The 18,828-nt window shown below is 69.0% G+C and carries 18 protein-coding genes; 10 read left to right on the top strand and 8 right to left on the bottom strand.

From position 1 onward, the window contains the following. Positions 1–38 precede the first annotated feature (38 nt). Entirely contained in the window at positions 39–503 is a 465-nt protein-coding gene (locus WG923_RS07555; RefSeq protein ID WP_340350334.1) for a CBS domain-containing protein, read from the bottom strand. 107 nt (positions 504–610) lie between these two features. On the opposite strand from WG923_RS07555, the gene WG923_RS07550 reads away from it, so the two are divergent. From WG923_RS07550 to WG923_RS07540, 3 genes are read left to right on the top strand one after another with little or no spacing between them, the layout of a single operon-like run. Next, positions 611–1,906 (top strand): O-acetylhomoserine aminocarboxypropyltransferase, encoded by a 1,296-nt coding sequence (locus WG923_RS07550; RefSeq protein ID WP_340350333.1) that lies wholly within the window; start codon positions 611–613, stop codon positions 1,904–1,906. Between the two features lie 9 nt (positions 1,907–1,915). After that, positions 1,916–2,719 carry an alpha/beta fold hydrolase gene (locus WG923_RS07545; RefSeq protein ID WP_340350332.1) on the top strand — a complete coding sequence of 268 codons (804 nt, stop codon included), beginning with the start codon at positions 1,916–1,918 and terminating at the stop codon, positions 2,717–2,719. Between the two features lie 21 nt (positions 2,720–2,740). Next, positions 2,741–3,997, top strand: a complete 1,257-nt coding sequence (locus tag WG923_RS07540) for a cytochrome P450 (protein WP_340350331.1) — start codon at positions 2,741–2,743, stop codon at positions 3,995–3,997. A gap of 80 nt (positions 3,998–4,077) precedes the next feature. Here the strand turns inward: WG923_RS07540 and WG923_RS07535 are convergent, their stop codons facing one another. Continuing rightward, positions 4,078–5,505, bottom strand: a complete 1,428-nt coding sequence (locus WG923_RS07535) for a class I adenylate-forming enzyme family protein (protein ID WP_340350330.1) — start codon at positions 5,503–5,505, stop codon at positions 4,078–4,080. After that, complete coding sequence (locus WG923_RS07530) at positions 5,505–6,716, bottom strand: YihY family inner membrane protein (RefSeq protein ID WP_340350329.1); 1,212 nt, start codon at positions 6,714–6,716, stop codon at positions 5,505–5,507. The genes WG923_RS07535 and WG923_RS07530 overlap by 1 nt, the downstream gene beginning before the upstream one ends. A 23-nt stretch (positions 6,717–6,739) precedes the next feature. Here WG923_RS07530 and WG923_RS07525 point away from each other — a divergent pair, with 23 nt between their 5' ends. The 5 genes from WG923_RS07525 to WG923_RS07505 all read left to right on the top strand — a co-directional run bounded on the left by WG923_RS07525 (position 6,740) and on the right by WG923_RS07505 (position 10,664). Then, positions 6,740–7,099: a DUF2069 domain-containing protein gene (locus WG923_RS07525; RefSeq protein WP_340350328.1), complete on the top strand. Its 360-nt coding sequence runs from the start codon at positions 6,740–6,742 to the stop codon at positions 7,097–7,099. Further along, positions 7,096–8,508: an FAD-binding oxidoreductase gene (locus tag WG923_RS07520; protein ID WP_340350327.1), complete on the top strand. Its 1,413-nt coding sequence runs from the start codon at positions 7,096–7,098 to the stop codon at positions 8,506–8,508. The genes WG923_RS07525 and WG923_RS07520 overlap by 4 nt, the downstream gene beginning before the upstream one ends. Before the next feature lie 143 nt (positions 8,509–8,651). Beyond that, positions 8,652–9,464: a thymidylate synthase gene (locus WG923_RS07515; RefSeq protein WP_340350326.1), complete on the top strand. Its 813-nt coding sequence runs from the start codon at positions 8,652–8,654 to the stop codon at positions 9,462–9,464. Between the two features lie 94 nt (positions 9,465–9,558). Continuing rightward, on the top strand, positions 9,559–10,056 hold the full coding sequence (locus tag WG923_RS07510; protein WP_340350325.1) for a dihydrofolate reductase: 498 nt from the start codon (positions 9,559–9,561) through the stop codon (positions 10,054–10,056). A gap of 2 nt (positions 10,057–10,058) precedes the next feature. Then, positions 10,059–10,664, top strand: a complete 606-nt coding sequence (locus WG923_RS07505) for a DUF4337 domain-containing protein (protein WP_340350324.1) — start codon at positions 10,059–10,061, stop codon at positions 10,662–10,664. Positions 10,665–10,854: 190 nt separating this feature from the next. On the opposite strand, the gene WG923_RS07500 is transcribed toward WG923_RS07505, so the two are convergent. After that, positions 10,855–11,841, bottom strand: a complete 987-nt coding sequence (locus WG923_RS07500; protein WP_340350323.1) for a Bug family tripartite tricarboxylate transporter substrate binding protein — start codon at positions 11,839–11,841, stop codon at positions 10,855–10,857. 158 nt (positions 11,842–11,999) lie between these two features. On the opposite strand from WG923_RS07500, the gene xth reads away from it, so the two are divergent. Further along, a complete protein-coding gene (xth, locus tag WG923_RS07495) occupies positions 12,000–12,779 on the top strand; it encodes an exodeoxyribonuclease III (RefSeq protein WP_340350322.1) in 780 nt (259 codons plus the stop codon). Then, positions 12,776–13,819, top strand: a complete 1,044-nt coding sequence (gene galE / locus WG923_RS07490; protein ID WP_340350321.1) for a UDP-glucose 4-epimerase GalE — start codon at positions 12,776–12,778, stop codon at positions 13,817–13,819. Before xth ends, galE begins: the two co-directional genes overlap by 4 nt. Positions 13,820–14,046: 227 nt before the next feature. Here galE and ntrC read toward each other — a convergent pair whose 3' ends face one another. The 4 genes from ntrC to glnA form a co-directional block, all read right to left on the bottom strand. Beyond that, entirely contained in the window at positions 14,047–15,549 is a 1,503-nt protein-coding gene (ntrC, locus tag WG923_RS07485) for a nitrogen regulation protein NR(I) (RefSeq protein ID WP_340350320.1), read from the bottom strand. A gap of 36 nt (positions 15,550–15,585) precedes the next feature. Beyond that, positions 15,586–16,680: a nitrogen regulation protein NR(II) gene (gene glnL / locus WG923_RS07480; RefSeq protein ID WP_445322905.1), complete on the bottom strand. Its 1,095-nt coding sequence runs from the start codon at positions 16,678–16,680 to the stop codon at positions 15,586–15,588. Continuing rightward, entirely contained in the window at positions 16,631–17,161 is a 531-nt protein-coding gene (locus WG923_RS07475) for a hypothetical protein (RefSeq protein WP_340350319.1), read from the bottom strand. The genes glnL and WG923_RS07475 overlap by 50 nt, the downstream gene beginning before the upstream one ends. Positions 17,162–17,391: 230 nt before the next feature. Continuing rightward, complete coding sequence (glnA, locus tag WG923_RS07470; RefSeq protein ID WP_340350318.1) at positions 17,392–18,813, bottom strand: type I glutamate--ammonia ligase; 1,422 nt, start codon at positions 18,811–18,813, stop codon at positions 17,392–17,394. Positions 18,814–18,828 lie beyond the last annotated feature (15 nt).

Genomic DNA, 18,828 nt, shown 5'->3' with positions numbered 1-18,828 from the left:
TCACCACCAGCCTACGAAAGGCAAACTGCGCGGACCCGTCAGAGCTGCGCGGTCGGCTGCGAATCTTCCGCCGCCGGCCAATCCCGGATGTACGCCTTGAGCATCCGGTTCTCGAAGTTCTGGCTGTCCACCACCGCCTTGGCGACGTCGTAGAAGCTGATCACGCCCATGAGCATGCGCTGGTCCATCACCGGCATGTAGCGGGCGTGCCGATCGAGCATCATGCGGCGCACTTCGTCCAGCTCGGTCTCGAGCGTGCAGGTCAGCGGGTGGTCGTCCATCGCGGTGCGCACGAGGATGTCGCCCACCACGTGCTTGTTGGCGACGATGCACTGGATCACCTCGCGGAAGGTGAGCATGCCCACCAGGTCCCCGTGGTCCATCACCACCAGGGAGCCGATGTCTTTTTCGGCCATGAGGTCGATCGCGCGGGACAGCGGCTCGTCGGGAGCGGCGGTGTAGAGCGTGTTGCCCTTGACGCGCAGGATGTCGCTGACTTTCATGGCTGGCCTCCAATCGGTGGGGCGGCCACGGAAGCGGAAAGACCATGGTCGCGTCCGGATGAATATAGCCCACAATCCGGGCCAGTCCAATAAGGAGGAATTGCCCTATGTCCGGTTACTCCGACCCCGGATTCGATACGCTGGCCCTGCACGCCGGCGCCGCGCCCGACCCGGCGACCGGCGCCCGGGCCGTCCCCATCCACCTCAGCACCTCCTTCGTCTTCGAGTCGAGCGACCACGCCGCGGCGCTGTTCAACCTGGAGCGCTCGGGCCACGTCTATTCGCGCATCAGCAATCCGACCAACGCGGTGTTCGAGCAGCGGGTGGCGGCGCTCGAAGGCGGCATCGGCGCCATCGCCACCGCCAGCGGACAGGCGGCGCTGCACCTGGCGATCGCCACCCTGATGGGGGCGGGCTCTCACATCGTCGCCAGCACGGCCCTCTACGGCGGTTCGCAGAACCTGCTGCACTACACCCTGCGCCGCTTCGGCATCGAAACGACCTTCGTCAAGCCGGGCGACATCGACGGCTGGCGCGCGGCGATCCGGCCCGACACCAAGTTGCTGTTCGGCGAAACCGTGGGCAACCCCGGGCTCGATGTGCTGGACATCCCCACAGTCTCCGCGCTGGCCCACGAGGCCGGCGTGCCCTTGCTGGTGGATTCCACTTTCACGACCCCTTACCTGATGAAGCCCCTGGACCTGGGCGCGGACCTGGTCTATCACTCGGCGACCAAGTTCCTGTCCGGCCACGGCACCGTGATCGGCGGCGTGGTGGTCGATGGCGGCAGCTTCGACTGGGAGCGCTCGGGCCGCTTCCCCGAACTCACGGCGCCCTACGACGGCTTCCACGGCATGGTGTTCAGCGAGGAGTCCACGGTGGGCGCCTTCCTGCTGCGGGCCCGCCGCGAAGGGCTGCGCGATTTCGGCGCCAGCATGAGCCCGCACACCGCCTGGCTGATCCTGCAGGGCATCGAGACGCTGCCGCTGCGGATGGAACGCCACATGAGCAACACCCGCAAGGTGGTGGAGTTCCTGGCGGGGCAATCCTTCGTCGAGCGGGTGGGCCACCCGATGCTCGCATCGCACCCCAGCCACGCGCTGGCGCAGAAGCTCCTGCCCAAGGGCGCCAGCTCGGTGTTCAGCTTCGACATGAAGGGCAGCCGCGAACAGGGCAAGAAGTTCATCGAGACGCTCAAGCTGTTCAGCCACCTCGCCAACGTGGGCGACTGCCGCTCGCTGGTGATCCACCCCGCCAGCACGACGCATTTCCGCATGAGCGACGAGGCGCTGCAAAGCGCCGGCATCGGCCCCGGCACGATCCGCCTGTCGATCGGCCTGGAGGACCCGGACGACCTGATCGACGACCTCAAGCGCGCCCTGAAAGCCGCCGAGAAGGCCTGAGGAGGACACATGGAACTGACCGTCAACGGCGCCAGGACCTTCTGCTACACCGGCGGCAAGCCTTTCGATCGCGAAAAACCCACCGTGGTCTTCCTGCACGGGGTGCTGAACGACCACAGCGTATGGATCCTGCAGACCCGCTATTTCGCCCACCACGGCTGGAACGTGCTGGCGCCCGACCTGCCCGGGCACTGCAAGAGCGAGGGCGAGCCGCCCAAGAGCGTGGAGGAAGCGGCGGCCTTCGTCCTGGCCCTGCTCGATGCGGCCGGCGTGCAGAAGGCGGCGCTGGTAGGCCACAGCTTCGGGTCGCTGGTGGCCATGGAAGCCGCGGCGCGCGCGCCCGAGCGCGTCTCGCACCTCGCGCTGGTGGGCACCGCTTTCCCGATGAAGGTCTCCCCGGCGCTGCTGGAGAACTCGCAGCACCAGCCGATGAAGGCCATCGACATGGTCAACGTCTACTCGCATTCGCTCATGGCGCCGCCGCCTTCGGCGCTCGGGCCGGGCACCTGGCTGTATGGCGGCTCGCGCGCGCTGATGAAGCGGGTGCTGGCCAGCAACCCGCGCGTCAACGTGTTCCATCGCGGATTCTCCGCCTGCGACAGCTACACGGGCGGGGAGGCCGCGATCGAGCAGGTCATGTGCCCCATCCTGTTCGTGCTGGGCAAGGCCGATGCGATGACGCCGCCGAAGGCCGCGCAGTCGCTGCAGCAGAAGGCGCGCAATGCGCGCACCGTGCTGGTCGACGGCGGCCACCAGATGATGACGGAAGCGCCCGACCAGGTGCTGTTCGCGCTGCGCGACTTCCTGCGCTGAGCCATGGAGGTGACGCCGCGCATGAGCCCGGAGCGCGCGCGCGAGATCGCGGCCTCCTTCGACCTGCGCGCCCTGCCGCCGGACTTCTACGCCAATCCGTACCCGGTGTATGCGGCGCTGCGCGAGGGCGCGCCGGTGCGGGCCATGCCGGACGGCTCCTGGTTCCTCACCCGCCATGCCGACCTGGTGGCGGTGTACCGCGACGCGCAGGTCTTCAGCTCCGACAAGAAGGTGGAGTTCACGCCCAAGTACGGCGCCGGCGCGCCGCTGCTGGAACACCACACGACCAGCCTCGTGTTCAACGATCCGCCGCTGCACACGCGGGTGCGCAAGCTGATCATGGGCGCCCTCACCCGCCGCGCGATCGCGGAGATGGAGCCTGGGCTGGTGCAGCTGGTGGACCGGTTGCTCGATGCGATCGAGGCGCGCGGCGGCGGCGACTTGATCGAGGACTTCGCCTGCGCGATTCCGGTGGAGATCATCGGCAACCTGCTGGGCGTACCGCATGCGGACCGCGGCCCGCTGCGCGGCTGGTCGCTGGCGATCCTGGGCGCGCTGGAGCCGAAGCTCACGCGCGAGCAGGAGGATGCAGGCAACCGCAGCGTGCGCGAGTTCGTGGCGTACCTGCGCGAGCTGGTGGCCGACCGGCGCCGCAGCCCGGGCGATCCGGAGCACGACGTGCTCACGCGGCTGATCCAGGGTGAGGAAGCCGGGGAGAAGCTTTCGGAGGCCGAGCTGCTGCAGAACTGCGTGTTCATCCTGAACGCGGGGCACGAAACCACGACCAACCTGATCGGCAATGCGCTGGTGGCGCTGCAGGAGTGGCCGGGCGAGAAGGAGCGGCTGCTGCGCGCGATCGGCCCGCGGCCGGACTGGAACGCGCTGGAGCCCGCGATGACGCTGGCGGTCGACGAATTCCTGCGCTTCGAGTCGTCGAACCAGCTGGGGAACCGGCGGGCGCTGCAGGCCTGCGAGGTGGGCGGCGTGGCGCTGCCGGCCGGCGCGCTGGTCACGCTGTGCATCGGCGCGGCGAACCGCGATCCCGCGCAATTCGCGAATCCGGACGTGCTGGATCTGCAGCGAGCGGACAACCGGCATCTCGCGTTCGGGTTCGGGATCCACCAGTGCGCGGGCTTGAGCCTGGCGCGGCTGGAGGGACGGGTGGCGATCGGAAGGTTCCTGGCGCGGTTTCCGCGGTATCGGCTGACGGCGGCGCCGACGCGCGGCGGGCGGGCGCGGTTCCGCGGCTTTCTTCGCGCGCCGTTTGCGGTTTCGTAGGCTGGCGGTGGGCCGCGCCAGCGCGCGAACCCCAGCGCCTTTGCGCATCGCTGGGGTTTCGCTGGCGCTCCACCGCCAGCCTACGAGGAGAACAGGCGCATGAGCGCCATCCGGTCCGTCTTCCCCATAGCCAGCCGAGGAATCGCATCCAGGAACAGCAAGCGCACGGCCTGCTGCGGCCCCAGCTGCAGCGCCCGCTGCACCGCCTGCGCCGCCTGCTCCTGTGTCATCCCCGCCGCGGCCACCACCGCCACTCCGAGGCTCACGGCGCCGCCCTGCAAATGCACCGCCAGCACCGCCGCGTCGGCAATCCCCGGCTGGCCGCGCAGCAGCTCCTCCAGCTTCGCGCAAGGCACCTTCAAGCCGCCGATGTTCACCAGCTCGTCGTGCCTGCCGACCAGCCGCAGCCGCCGCGACCCGACGATCGCGCCGAGGTCCCCGCTCACGAACCAGCCATCGCGAAAGGCCGCGGCCGTCTCCTCGGGCCGATCGAGGTAGCCCTCCACCATCGCCGGCGTGCGCACCGCCAGGATGCCGACCTCGCCGTCCGGCAGCGGCCGCCCGCCCTCGTCGAGGACGCGCACCTCCACCCCCGGCGCCAGCACGCCGGTGCCGTCGGCATCGAGTTCGTCGCACACCACGTGCACCTCGTTGCCGCCGTAGCGATTGAGGATGCGGCCGCCGAACACCGCGGCGGCCTGCGCCCGCAGCGCGGGCGAGGCCAGCCCGCCGGCCGTCGCCACGCTCACGGGGCGGTGCGCCACGTAGCCGCCCGGCAGTTCGGCCAGCAGGCGCTCCAGTTGCAGCGGCAGGCCATAGATGTCGGTCGGGGCCAGGCGCGCGATGTCGCGCCCGTGGCCGGCCAGCAGCATCCCACCCTGGCGCAGGCACTGGCTCGCGCGGGCGAAGATCGCGTTGATCACCAGCGGGCCGAGCAGCAGCAGGCGCGTGTCGCGCCCGTAGCCGAGGAGGTCCCGCGCCGGCCGCACCCACTGCTCCTGCGCCTGCCGCCGCAGCAGCATGAATTTCGATCGCCCGGTGGAGCCGGAGGTGCGGCTGATGCGCGCCGGCTCGTCCCATGCGGCCGGCGTCCATTGCGGCGGATCACCCCGGTACGGCGCGGCGATGCGCTCGACGAAGCCGGCATCGAGGAGATGGAAACGCACCCCTGCCGGCAGCGCCTGCGCCCGCCCCGAGAACACCCGATCCACCTGCGTGAACAGGAACCCGGCATCCGGATCGCCCTCCGCCTGGAACGACAGGGTGACGGCGCCGAGCGCCTCGCACGCCAGCAGCACCACCATCTGGATGCCGAAGCCGGGTCCCGACACCGCGACGCGCTCGCCCTTGCGCACACCGTCGGCGCGCAGCAAGGCGGCGCACTGCAGCAGCATGCCGGCGAACGCGCCGTAGCCCAGTTCCGAATCGTCCTCCCGCAGCACCGGACGTGCGGGGTCCTGCGCGGCCCAGGCCTGGACGATCTCCAGCGTGGAGGCCGGCGCGCGCATCAGAGCACGTCCTTCAGGTAGATCGTCGACAGCCGCCCGGTGTGCCAGAGCTTCGCCGTCGCGTCCGACACGGGCAGCAGCAGGTGCCGGATCAGCGGCTCCAGCGCGGTGGACTGCACGTCGGCCAGCAGCACGAAGCGCGTCGCCACCTGGTCGTCGACCTCGTTCAGCCGCGCGATCCAATCGAGCTGCACCAGCGTGTGCAGCACCGGCTCGAGCTGCAGCGCGTCCACCTGCATGGCCTCGGAGAGTTCGCCGGCGGTCATCCCTCGCCGCGCCGATCCCTGCGCGCGGTGCAACTGGTGCAGCACCTCCAGCGCCAGCTGGAACTGCCAGCCGTGGCCGCCGGGGCGCCGGTGCGCGCCGGCCAGCAGGCTGGGCAGGTAGGCGGCGAGCACCGCGCCGAACAGCACGATCAGCCACACGATGTAGATCCACACCAGCAGGATCGGCAGCGTCGCGAAGGCGCCGTACACGATCGAATACGTGGGCACCTTGCCGATGTACCAGGCCAGCAAGCGCTTGGCGAGCTCGATGCCGATCGCCGCCGATGCGCCGCCCGCAATGGCATGCCCGCGCCGCACCGGCGTGTTGGGCACGTAGTGGTACAGCGCCGACAGCGCCGCGGCGAGCATCACGAATTCGAAGACATCGATGACGAAGGCGAAGAAGCCGGGGAGCTGCACCAGCCCGCGCGAGGCCGAGACGACGTACGAGGTCGTGCTGAGGCTGGCGGCCAGCAGCAGCGGGCCGAGCGTCATCGCCGCCCAGTAGATCAGCACGCGCTGCGCCAGCGGCCGCGGCCGCCGCACGCGCCAGATGCCGTTGAGCGTGCGGTCGATGGTGAGCACCAGCGCCAGCGCGCTCACCAGCAACGCCGCGAGGCCGACGCTCCCGAGCCGGCTCGCCTTGCCGGCGAACTGGGTCAGGTACCCGAGCACCTGGCGCGCGATGGATTCGGGCACCAGGCTCTGCACCAGCCAGGCCTGCAGGTTGGACTGCAGCTTGCCGAAGATCGGGAAGGCCGTGAACAGCGCCAGGGCCACCGTGAAGAAGGGCACGAGCGCGATCGTGGTCGTGAAGGTGAGGCTGCTGGCCGACAGGCCCAGGCGGTCCTCCCGGAAGCGTTCGCGCAGGGTCAGCGCGGTGGAGCGCCAGGGGAACCGAACGAGTTCGGCCGCGAGTTCGGCAAGCAGCTGGCGCCAATTCATCGGTCGCTATGATGCCACCGCACATGCAGTCGTCCGAAACCGCCGCCGCCGTCCCGCCCATCGTCGAAGCCACGCGCTGGATCGCCGTGGCCTGCCTGCTCGGGTTGATCGCGGTGGAGCTCGCCTGGCACCTGTGGCTGCCGGCCAGGCCCAGCCTCTGGGCGGTGAAGGCGTTGCCGCTGTGCGTCCCGCTCGCGGGTCTCCTGAAGCGCCAGATGTACACCTACCGCTGGACCAGCCTGCTGGTGTGGCCCTACTTCATGGACGGCGCGGTGCGCGCCGCCGAAGGCCTGATGCCCGCGCTGGAGATCGCCCTGTCCCTCATCCTCTTCGTTGCCTGCGCCCTGCACGTGCGGATCCGCCTGCGCAACGCCAAGCCATGAACGAACTGATTTCGCAGTTGCGCGGTGCCGTCGGCGCCGCGCACGTCCTGACCGAAGGCGACCTGAGCGCCTGGGAAACCGACTGGCGCAAGCGCTCCCGCGGCAAGGCCCTGGCCGTGGTGCGGCCCGGGTCCACCGCGGAAGTGGCGGCCGTCGTGCGCGCCTGCGCCGCGGCGGGCACGCCGGTCGTGCCGCAGGGCGGCAACACCGGGCTGGTGGTGGGCGGCGTGCCGGATGCGTCGGGCCGCGAGGTGGTGCTGAGCCTCACGCGCCTGAACCGCGTGCGCGCCATCGATGGCGACAACCTCACGATGACGGTCGATGCCGGCTGCGTGCTGCAGAACCTGCAGCAGGCGGCGGACGATGCGGGCTTGTTGTTCCCCCTGAGCCTGGCGGCGGAGGGCAGCTGCACGATCGGCGGCAACCTGGCCACCAATGCGGGCGGCACGCAGGTGGTCCGCTACGGCAACACGCGCGAGCTGTGCCTGGGGCTGGAGGTCGTCACCGCCCAGGGCGAGGTCTGGGACGGCCTCACCGGCCTGCGCAAGGACAACACCGGCTACGACCTGCGCGACCTGTTCATCGGCAGCGAGGGAACGCTGGGCGTGATCACCGGTGCCACGATGAAGCTGTACCCGCGTCCGGCCGCCACTCTCACCGCGTGGGCCGCGGTGCCGTCGATGGAAGCGGCGGTGAAGCTGCTCGGGCTGGCACACCGGCACCTGGGCGCGGGCCTGACCGGCTTCGAGGTGATGGGCCAGTTCGCGCTGTCGCTGGTCGCCAGGCACTATCCGCAGCTGCGCGTGCCGCTGTACCAATCGGTGCCCTATTGCGTGCTGCTGGAGAACGCCGACCAGGAGTCGGAGGAGCATGCGCGCACGCTGTTCGAGCGGCTGCTGGAGGTGGCGCTGGAGGACGGTTGCGTGGCCGACGCGGTGGTCGCGGAAAACCTCACGCAGGCGCACCAGCTGTGGCACATCCGCGAGGCGATCCCCTTGGCGCAGGCGGAGGAAGGCCTGAACATCAAGCACGACATCTCGATCCCGGTCTCGCGCATCCCGGCGTTCTGCGCCGACACCGACGCCCTGCTGCAGCGGGAGATCGCCGGCGTGCGGCTGGTGAACTTCGGGCACCTGGGCGACGGCAACCTGCACTACAACGTGCAGGCACCGGAGGGCGGCGACATGAAGGCCTTCCTGGAGGGCAACGAGGAGCGCGTGAACACGCTGGTGTACGACCAGGTGAAGCGTTTCGACGGCTCGATCTCGGCGGAGCACGGGATCGGGATGCTCAAGGCGGGCAAGCTGCCGGAGTACAAGTCGCCCGTGGCGCTGGGGATGATGCAGGCGCTGAAGAGGGCGCTGGATCCCAAGAACTTGCTGAATCCGGGGCGGGTGGTGTCCCTGTAGTTCCTCCCTCCCCTCCGGGGGAGGGCTGGGGTGGGGGCACTCCGGCGCCCACGCAACGCCGCGCCGGAATTAATCCCGCAGCGCCCCTACCCTGCCCTCCCCCGGAGGGGAGGGAAAAGCCAAACACCCGATAATTGCGCCCCATGACCTCCCGCCCCGTCCGCTCGCAGTACGAGGACTTCATGCGCCATGTCTACACGCATGGCACGCCCAAGACCGACCGCACCGGCACCGGCACGCGCAGCGTGTTCGGCTACCAGATGCGCTTCGACCTCGCCGAGGGCTTCCCGCTGGTGACGACGAAGAAGGTCCACCTCAAGTCCATCATCCTCGAGCTGCTCTGGTTCCTGCAGGGCTCCAGCAACAACAACTGGCTCAAGGAACGCGGCGTCACCATCTGGGACGAATGGGCGCGCGAGGACGGCGACCTCGGCCCGGTGTACGGCGTGCAGTGGCGCAGCTGGCCCACGCCCGAGGGCGGCCACATCGACCAGATCGCCGAAGCGGTCAGGACGATCAGGACCAATCCCGACTCGCGCCGCATCATCGTGAGCGCCTGGAACGTGGCGGACCTGCCGAAGATGGCGCTGATGCCCTGCCACGCGTTCTTCCAGTTCTACGTGGCGGAGGGCAAGCTGTCCTGCCAGCTCTATCAGCGCAGCGCCGACATCTTCCTCGGCGTGCCCTTCAACATCGCCAGCTACGCCTTGCTCACGCACATGATCGCGCAGCAATGCGACCTGGGCGTGGGCGACTTCATCTGGACCGGCGGCGACTGCCACATCTACAGCAATCACCACGAGCAGGTGGAGCTGCAATTGAGCCGCACGCCCTACCCGTATCCCACGCTGGACATCAAGCGCCGCCCGCCTTCCATCTTCGACTACGTGTACGAGGATTTCGAGGTGCTGGACTACCAGTGCCACGGCGCGATCAAGGCGCCCGTGGCGGTATGAGCGCCGCCCGGCCGCCCGAAGGCGCGGGCCCCCTCCGCTTGCGGAGGGGGGAGGAGGAGTCCGCCCGGCGGACGGATCCTGGGGGAGGTTTCCAATGAAAATCGGCCTCGTCTACGCGCAGTCCCGCAACGGCGTGATCGGCCAGGGCGGCAGCATGCCCTGGCACCTGCCGGAGGACCTCGCGCACTTCAAGCGGACCACCCTGGGCGCGCCCGTGATCATGGGCCGCAAGACCTGGGATTCGGTGCCTCCGCGCTTCAGGCCGCTGCCGGGGCGCCGCAACATCGTGATCACGCGCGATGCGCAATGGCACGCGGACGGCGCCGAGCGCGCAGCCTCCCTGGACGAGGCGCTGGCGCTCGGAGCGGGCGCCGATACGGTCTGGGTGACCGGTGGCGCCGAGGTGTTCCGCCTCGCGCTGCCGCGGGCGGACATCGCCGTCGTCACCGAAATCGACGCGGAGTTCGAGGGCGACACGCATGCGCCCGAACTCGGCCCCGGCTGGCGGGAGGTGGCGAGGGAAAGCCACGTCTCTGCCAACGGATTGGCCTTCAGCTTCGTTACGTACCACAACACGCACACCGAGGAGTGACCATGTCTGGCGGAACCTTCCACGTCCACGGCCCCCACGACCACGAACTGGAACACGCGACGCAGCGCGCCGCGGGCGACAGCGCCCACCACGGCGTGGCCGGCGGCAGCATGACCAACCAGATCGCGATGTTCACGGCGGTGATCGCCACCGTCGGCGCGATCTTCGCGTACCTGGGCGGGGCCACGCAAGCCAACGCGGGCCTGTACAAGAACAACGCGGCGATCAGGAAGACCGAAGCGTCCAACCAGTGGAACTACTACCAGTCCAAGAGCAGCAAGCAGAACCTCTCCGAGCTGGCGATGGTGCTGGTGGCCGACGACAAGAAGGACTTCTACAAGAAGGAGATCGAGCGCTACAAGCTGGAGAAGGCGGAGATCAAGCTGGCCGCCGACAAGCTCGAGGCGGAAGCCACCGACTGGGACAAGAAGAGCGACGCCGAGATGCACGTCCACCACCGGTGGGCGCAGGCCACCACGGCGCTGCAGGTGTCGATCGCGCTGGCGGCGATCGCGCTGATGACGAAGAAGAAGTGGCTGGAGATGGGGATGTTCGGGGTGGCGGCGGTGGGGCTCGCCATTGGCGGGCTGGCGGTGTTCCACATCTGAGGGTCGATCGCGGTGACTTCGTAGGCTGGCGGTGAGGCGCAAAGCGCCGGAACCCCAGCGCTGGGGTTTCGCTTCGCTCCACCGCCAGCCTACGCATCGTCCGCCACGCACCGCCCGACCGGGCACCGCCCGACCGGGCACGGCCCGACCGGCATCGTCCGCCCGACCATCGCCCGCGTTCGGCCCCCGCTCAATCCACCTTCGCCCCCGAGGCCTTGACCACCGGTGCATACCGCGCCATCTCCTTGACCAGCATGTCGCCGAAGGCCTCCGGCGCCACCGCGATCGGGTCGGCGCCCAGGTTCTCGTAGACCTTGCGGATCTCCTCGCTCTGCACCGCCTTGGCGAACTCCGCGTTCAGCCGGCGCACGACGGCCGGGTCCATGCCCTTGGGTCCCAGGATCCCCGTGTAGAGCACCAGCTCGAAGTTCGGCACGCCCGCCTCGGCCATCGTCGGCACGTCCGGCGCCGCCGCCACGCGCTTGGGCGTGGTGACGGCGAGGGCCCGCAGCTTGCCCGCGCGCGCATTGCTCACCGCCGGCGGCATCGTCGAGAACACGAAGCTCACCTCGCCCGCCAGGATCGCCTGCGTGGCCGGGCCGCTGCCCTTGTACGGCACGTGCACGGCGTCCAGCCCCTGGCTGGCCTTCAGCATCTCGCTGGCCAGGTGGATGATCGTGCCGTTGCCCGAGGAGCCGTAGGACATCTTGCCCTGCTCCGCCTTTGCCTGCGTCGCCAGTTCGCGCACGCTCCTGGCGGGCGACGACGGGTGCACCACCAGCATCAGCGGCGTCGAAGCGACGAGCGCGATCGGCGAGAAGTCCTTCGCCGTGTCGTAGGGCAGCTTCGGGTAGAGGCTGGCGTTGATGGCGTGCGTGGTGATGTCCTGCAGCCAGATCGTGTAGCCGTCGGGCGGCGCCTTGGCCACCATGTCGCCGGCGATGGTGGTGCCCGCGCCCGGCCGGTTCTCCACGATCACGCCCTGCCCGACCTGGCTGGACACCTTGGCCGCCAGCGCACGCGCCAGCACGTCCGAGATGCCGCCGGGCGCGAAGCCCACGATCATGCGGATCGGCTGCTTCGGGTAATCGGCCTGCGCCAGCGCGGGCGCGCTCGCGAGGACGGCCAGGCCGCAGGCGGCGGCCTGGAGCAGGCCGCGGACGAGAAGATGCTTCATCGGGACTTCCTTGGAGGGCGACCGGGGCATGCTGGCACGCGTGCGGCAGAATCCGCATCGGGCCCGCCCCTAGTTGGGCCGCCGCACCGCGCCGGGGAACGACGCCCCCCTTCGGCCCGCCCGCGCACCAGACCGAAACACCCCACCGCCCGAACGCCTTGAAGATCACCACCTGGAACGTCAATTCCCTCACCGCCCGCCTGCAGCACGTGCTGGACTGGACGGCCGCCAACCCGGTGGACGTCCTGTGCATCCAGGAGCTCAAGCTCACGGACGACAAGTTCCCGCTCGACGTGCTGCGCGGCATCGGCTACGAACATTGCGCCGTGTTCGGCCAGAAGACCTACAACGGCGTGGCCGTCATGAGCCGCTTCCCGGTGCGCGACATCGTGAAGAACATCGGCGGTTTCGAGGACGAGCACTCGCGCCTGCTGTCCGTGACGCTGGACACGCCCGCCGGCGCGCTGCGCCTCGTCAACGGCTACTTCGTCAACGGCCAGGCGCCGGGCACGGAGAAGTTCGCGTACAAGATGGCGTGGCTGCGCGGTCTGCACGCCTGGCTGCGCGAGGAAATCGCGCGCCACCCCGAGCTCGTGCTGGTGGGTGACTTCAACATCGCGCCGGAAGACCGCGACTCCTTCGACCCCGAAGGCCTGCGTGAAACCATCCACCACACCACCGAGGAGCGCGAGCACTTCCGCCAGTTGCTCGGACTGGGGCTGGTGGACAGCTTCCGCCTGTTCGAGCAGCCGGAAAAGAGCTTCAGCTGGTGGGACTACCGCATGCTGGGCTACCAGAAGAACCGCGGGCTGCGCATCGACCACATCCTGGTGAGCGAGCCGCTCAAGCCGCGCGTGGCAGCCTGCGCCATCGACCGCGCGCCGCGCAAGTGGAAGCAGCCGAGCGACCACGCGCCGGTGACCGTGGACATCCAATGAAGAACGAACAGGCGATCCTCCTCACCGGCGGCGCCGGCTACATCGGCAGCCACACCTTCGTGGCGCTGCACGAGGCGGGCTTTGCGCCCGTGATCCTGGACGACTTCTCCAACAGCCATCCGGCGGTGCTCGATCGGCTGGAGCGGATCACCGGCCGCGCCCCGGTGCTGGAGCGCGGCAACGTGCTGGACACGGCCTTCGTGGAAGCTGTGCTGCGCCGCCACCGCATCGCGGGCGTGGTGCACTTCGCCGGCTCCAAGGCCGTCGGCGAGAGCGTCGCGCAGCCGCTGAAGTATTTCGGGAACAACATCGGCGGGGCGATCAGCCTGCTGCGCGCGATGGAGGCCGTGTTCCTGGGGCCCGGGAGCTGGGCGCCGCCGACGCTGGTGTTTTCCAGCAGCGCCACGGTGTACGGGGACCCGGCCACCGTGCCGATCACGGAAGACTTCCCGCGCAGCCACACCAATCCCTACGGCCACACCAAGCTGGTGATCGAGGACATGCTGGCCGCGGTGCGCCAGGCGCAGCCGGCGTGGCGCGTCGGCGTGCTGCGCTACTTCAACCCGGTGGGCGCGCATGCGAGCGGCCTCATCGGCGAGGACCCGGCCGGCATCCCCAACAACCTGATGCCGTACGTGACGCAGGTGGCCGTGGGCCTGCGCCCGCAACTGAGCGTGTTCGGCGGCGACTACCCCACGCCGGACGGCACCGGCGTGCGCGACTACATCCACGTCGACGACCTCGCGGCGGGGCACGTGGCGGCCTTGCGGGCGCTGTCGTCGGGCGCCAGCTTCACGGTGAACCTGGGCACGGGCCAGGGGTACAGCGTGCTGCAGGTGGTGCGCGCGTTCGAGCAGGCGAGCGGGCGCAAGGTGCCATACCAGGTCGTCGCGCGGCGGGCGGGGGATGTGGCGCAGTGCTATGCGGATCCGTCGCTGGCGAAGCGTGTCCTCGGGTGGCAGGCGCGCAAGGGGCTGGAGGAGATGTGCGCGGATGCGTGGCGGTGGCAGAGCGGCAATCCGAAGGGATATGCGACCTGAGGCAGAGGCTGCGTAGGCTGGCGGTGAGCCGCGATAGCGCGCGAACCCCAGCGTTGCGCGCAAGCGCTGGGGTTCGCGCGCTGCGCGGCTCACCTGCGGCGGCCAGGGCCGTCCCAGCCTACGGGTTGCCGCAGGGCGCGAGCGCGCCCCTCCCTCGGAGGGGGAGGAAGCAAGCCGCAGGCTGGCGGTGAGCGCGCGAAGCGCGGAACCCCAGCGCTTCCTGGTGGCTACCCCTCCAGCCCGAGTTCCTGGATCTTGCGCGTGATCGTGTTGCGGCCGATCCCCAGCTTCTGCGCCGCTTCGATCCGCCGCCCGCGCGTGTTCTGCAGCGCGGTCAGGATCAGGCGCGATTCGAAGCGGCGCGTGAGCTGCTCCCACACGTCGTGGTGGCCGCTCACCAGCAACTGCATGGCTTCGACCTCCAGCGCCGATTCCCAGGTCGCGCCGACCGGCGCCGGCGCCGCGGGCGCGGCACTCGCGCCAGGCACCGCTTCCGCCGGCGTGATGGAAGCAGGCGCGGCATCGAACGCCGCCGGCACCAGGCGCGCGAGGGCCGGATCGACAGGCGCACTGCCGACTTCCGGCGGCAGGTCCTTCGGCTCCACCAGCTGCGCCGGCGCCATCACCGTGAGCCAGTGGCAGATGTTCTCCAGCTGGCGCACGTTGCCGGGGAAATCGAAAGTCATCAGCCGCGCCAGCGCCGCATCCGAGATGCGCTTGGGCTCCACCCCGAGCTGCTGCGCGCTCTGCTGGATGAAGTGACGCGCCAGCATCGGGATGTCCTCGCGCCGCTCGCGCAGCGCCGGCAGCCGCAGGCGGATCACGTTGAGGCGGTGGAACAGGTCCTCGCGGAACACGCCCTCCTTCACGCGCTGCTCCAGGTCCTGGTGCGTCGCGGCGATCACGCGCACGTTGGCCTTGATCGCGTTGTGCCCGCCCACGCGGTAGAAGTGCCCGTCCGACAGCACGCGCAGCAGGCGCGTCTGCAGGTCGAACGGCATGTCGCCGATCTCGTCGAGGAACAGCGTGCCGCCCTCGGCCTGCTCGAAGCGGCCGCGCCGCATCGTCTGCGCGCCCGTGAAGGCGCCGCGCTCGTGGCCGAACAGCTCCGACTCCAGCAGGTCCTTCGGAATGGCCGCGGTGTTGATCGCCACGAAGGGCCCGTTGGCGCGCGGCGAGTGCTTGTGCAGCGCGCGCGCCACCAGCTCCTTGCCCGAGCCCGATTCGCCCGTGATCATCACCGTCACGTTCGATTGCGACAGGCGACCGATCGCGCGGAACACGTCCTGCATCGCCGGCGCCTGCCCCAGCATCTCGGGCGCGTCGGCCATGCGCTCCTCGGCCACTTCCTCGCGCTGGCTTTCCTCCACCGCGCGGCGGATCAGCTCGATGGCCTTGGGCAGGTCGAAGGGCTTGGGCAGGTATTCGAAGGCGCCGCCCTGGAACGCGGAGACGGCCGAATCGAGGTCCGAAAACGCGGTCATGATGATGACCGGCAGGCCCGGATGCTTCTCCTTCACGCGCGTGAGCAGGTCCAGCCCCGAGCTCCCCGGCATGCGGATGTCGCTCACCAGGATCTGCGGCCCGTCCTCGTCGCTGGCGGCATCGAGCGCCGTCAGCACTTCCTTGGCGCTCGTGAAGCTGCGGGTGGGAAGGTCCTCCCGCATCAGCGCCTTCTCGAGCACGAAGCGGATGGATTGGTCATCGTCAACGATCCAGATCGGCTTCATGTCCTCTTTCGTCACCTCAGGTCTGCACGTTCTTCCCTAGGGCAGGGGGATGAGGATCTTGAAATCCGTCCTCCCCGGCACGCTGTCGCACTCGATCAGGCCATGGTGCTGCTGCACGAAGGTCTGCGCCAGCGTCAGTCCCAGGCCGGATCCGCCCTCCCTCCCCGAGACCAGCGGGAAGAAGATGCGGTCCTTGATCGAATCCGGTACACCGGGCCCGTTGTCGATGACATGCAATTCCAGTGCCAGTCGATAGCGCTGTTTGCCGAAGGTGACCTGCCGGCCGATGCGCGACTTGAACGTGAGTTGGGCGTCGCCCGCCTCGATGCGATGGGTGAGCGCCTGGCAGGCGTTGTGCGCGATGTTCAGCAGCGCCTGGATCAGCTGCTCGCGGTCGCCGCGGAACTCGGGGATCGACGTGTCGTAGTCACGCACGAACTTCAGCCCCTTGGGGAACTCCGCCAGGATCAGCGAGCGCACGCGTTCGCAGACCTCGTGGATGTTCACGTCGCCCACCAGGTGCGGGCGGCGATGCGGCGCCAGCAGGCGATCGACCAGCGTCTGCAGGCGATCGGCCTCGTGGATCACGACGCGCGTGTACTCCTTGAGCTGCGGGTCGATCTCCATCTCCAGCAGCTGCGCCGCGCCGCGGATGCCGCCCAGCGGGTTCTTGATCTCGTGCGCGAGGTTGCGGATCAGTTCCTTGTTGGCCTGCGCCTGGTCGATCAGGCGTTCCTCGCGGTCCTGCCGGGTCTGGGCTTCCAGCGGCAGCAGTTCGACCACGAATTCGTCCTGCACGTCGGTCTGCGCCAGCACCACGTGCACCGGCAGCGCCTCACCCTGCTGGCGCACGAGGCGCGTGTCGTAGCGCAGCGCCGCGTATTCGTTGATGCGCGCGCCGTCGAGCGCGGTGCGCAGGATGTGCGGCTCGGCGAACAGGGGCAGCAGGCTGGCGCCCTCGATGGTGCGGCGGGACAGGCCCAGGGCGTCTTCCAGCGCGGAATTGGCGAACAGCACCGTGCCGTCGCCGCGCACCACGGCCACCAGCGTGGCCAGCAGGTCGAAGGCCTGGAAGCGGCCTTTACCGGGCGGCGCTGGTGGCGCGCCCGAGCTCGCGCTTGAGGCCGGCAATGTCTTTCTCGTTGCGCTCGATGGCGGCCTTGAGTTCGGCGACGCGATCGAGGTATTTCTGGTGGTTGCGGTGTTCGGGGCCGAGCTTCTCGGGCTCGCCCTTGTTCCATTCCTGCAGCAGCTCGCCTTGGCGGGCCTCGGCCTTCTTCAGTTCGGCTTCGAGGATCGCGCGCGCATCGTTGTCGCGGGCCTTCTGCTCGCCCGCATCCACGCGCTGGCCGCCGGAGCCGGCCGTCTGGGGCGCGGTGGCCACGTTGTCACGCGCGCGCGCGCGCGTGTTCTCCTGCGGGGCATTGCCGTTGACGCGCGTGCCCGTGACCACCGTGACGTTGCCGCCCTCGACCAGCTTGCAGTTCTGCGCGCGGGCGACGGCCTCGTCGTTCGTGTAGGTGTTGCCGCAGCGAAAGATCTTCGTCTGCGCATCGGCCTGCGTGGCGAAGGCCAGGGCCGCCAGGGGAATCAGGGCGTAATACAGCTTCATGCGGGTGCTCCTCGCATCCCAAGATGCGCAGGGGACGGCCTTTCAGTATCACGCAAACTCTGCAGATTGGCAAATAAGGTGTTGATTTGAAATGGAAAAGGGCGACAAAAGTCGCCCTTTGGTGATTTGCTGGGGTTCCTGCGCTTCGCGCGTCACCACCAGCCTACGTGAAGCAAACCGGTAGGCTGGCGGTGAGCCGCGCAGCGCGCGAACCCCAGCGATTCCCGCCTTTAGAGCGAGTAGTACATGTCGAACTCCACCGGGTGGGTCGTCATGCGGTAGCGGGTGACTTCCTGCATCTTCAGCTCGATGTAGGCGTCCAGCATCGAATCCGTGAACACGCCGCCCTTGGTGAGGAAGGCACGGTCCTGGTCCAGGTACTCCAGCGCCTGGTCGAGGCTGTGGCACACGGTCGGGATCTTCGCGTCTTCTTCCGGCGGCAGGTGGTACAGGTCCTTCGTGGCGGCCTCGCCCGGGTGGATCTTGTTCTCGACGCCGTCGAGACCCGCCATCAGCATGGCGGCGAAACCCAGGTAGGGGTTCATCGTGGGATCGGGGAAGCGCACCTCGATGCGGCGGCCCTTCGGGTTCGCCACGTAGGGGATGCGGATCGAGGCGGAGCGGTTGCGGGCCGAGTAGGCCAGCTTCACCGGCGCCTCGAAGCCGGGCACCAGGCGCTTGTAGCTGTTGGTGCCGGGGTTCGTGATGGCGTTCAGCGAACGCGCGTGCTTGATCACGCCGCCGATGTAGTACAGCGCGAACTCGGACAGGCCCGCGTAGCCGTCGCCGGCGAACAGGTTCTTGCCGTCCTTCCACACGGACTGGTGCACGTGCATGCCGGAGCCGTTGTCGCCCACGATCGGCTTGGGCATGAAGGTGGCCGTCTTGCCGTAGGCGGCAGCGACGTTGTGCACCACGTACTTCAGCAGGATCGTCCAGTCGGCGCGCTGCACCAGGGTGCTGAAGCGGGTGCCGATCTCGTTCTGGCCGGCGCCGGCCACTTCGTGGTGGAACACTTCGACCGGGATGCCCAGGGATTCGAGGATCAGGGACATCTCGGCGCGCATGTCCTGCATGCTGTCGACCGGGGGCACGGGGAAGTAGCCGCCCTTGGTGGTGGGACGGTGGCCCTTGTTGCCGCCTTCCTGCTTCTTGCCGGTGTTCCAGGGGGCTTCGTACTCGTCGATCTCGACGAAGGAGCCGGACGGGTCGTCGCTCCAGCGCACGTCGTCGAAGATGAAGAATTCGGGCTCGGGGCCGAAGAAGGCCGTGTCGCCGAAGCCGGAGGCCTTCAGGTAGGCCTCGGCGCGCTTGGCGATCGAGCGCGGGTCGCGGTCGTAGGCCTTGCCGTCGCCCGGCTCCAGCACGTCGCACGACAGGATGATGGTCGTCTCTTCGAAGAACGGGTCGATGTTGGCGGTGGCCGGGTCCGGCATCAGCAGCATGTCGGACGCTTCGATGCCCTTCCAGCCGGCGATGGACGAGCCGTCGAAGGCGTGACCGCTGCTGAACTTGTCCTCGTCGAAGTGGGACACGGGCACGGTCACGTGCTGTTCCTTGCCGCGCGTGTCGGTGAAGCGGAAGTCAACGAACTTGACCTCGTTGTCCTTCACCATCTTCATCACGTCTGCGACGCTCTTGGCTGCTGCCATCAGGTTTCTCCTGGG

The organism is Ramlibacter sp. AN1133, assembly GCF_037890035.1.
Taxonomy (GTDB): Bacteria; Pseudomonadota; Gammaproteobacteria; order Burkholderiales; family Burkholderiaceae_C; genus Ramlibacter.
Note: the sequence above shows the minus strand (reverse complement) of the source record. Positions and strands in the feature narration are given on the sequence as shown.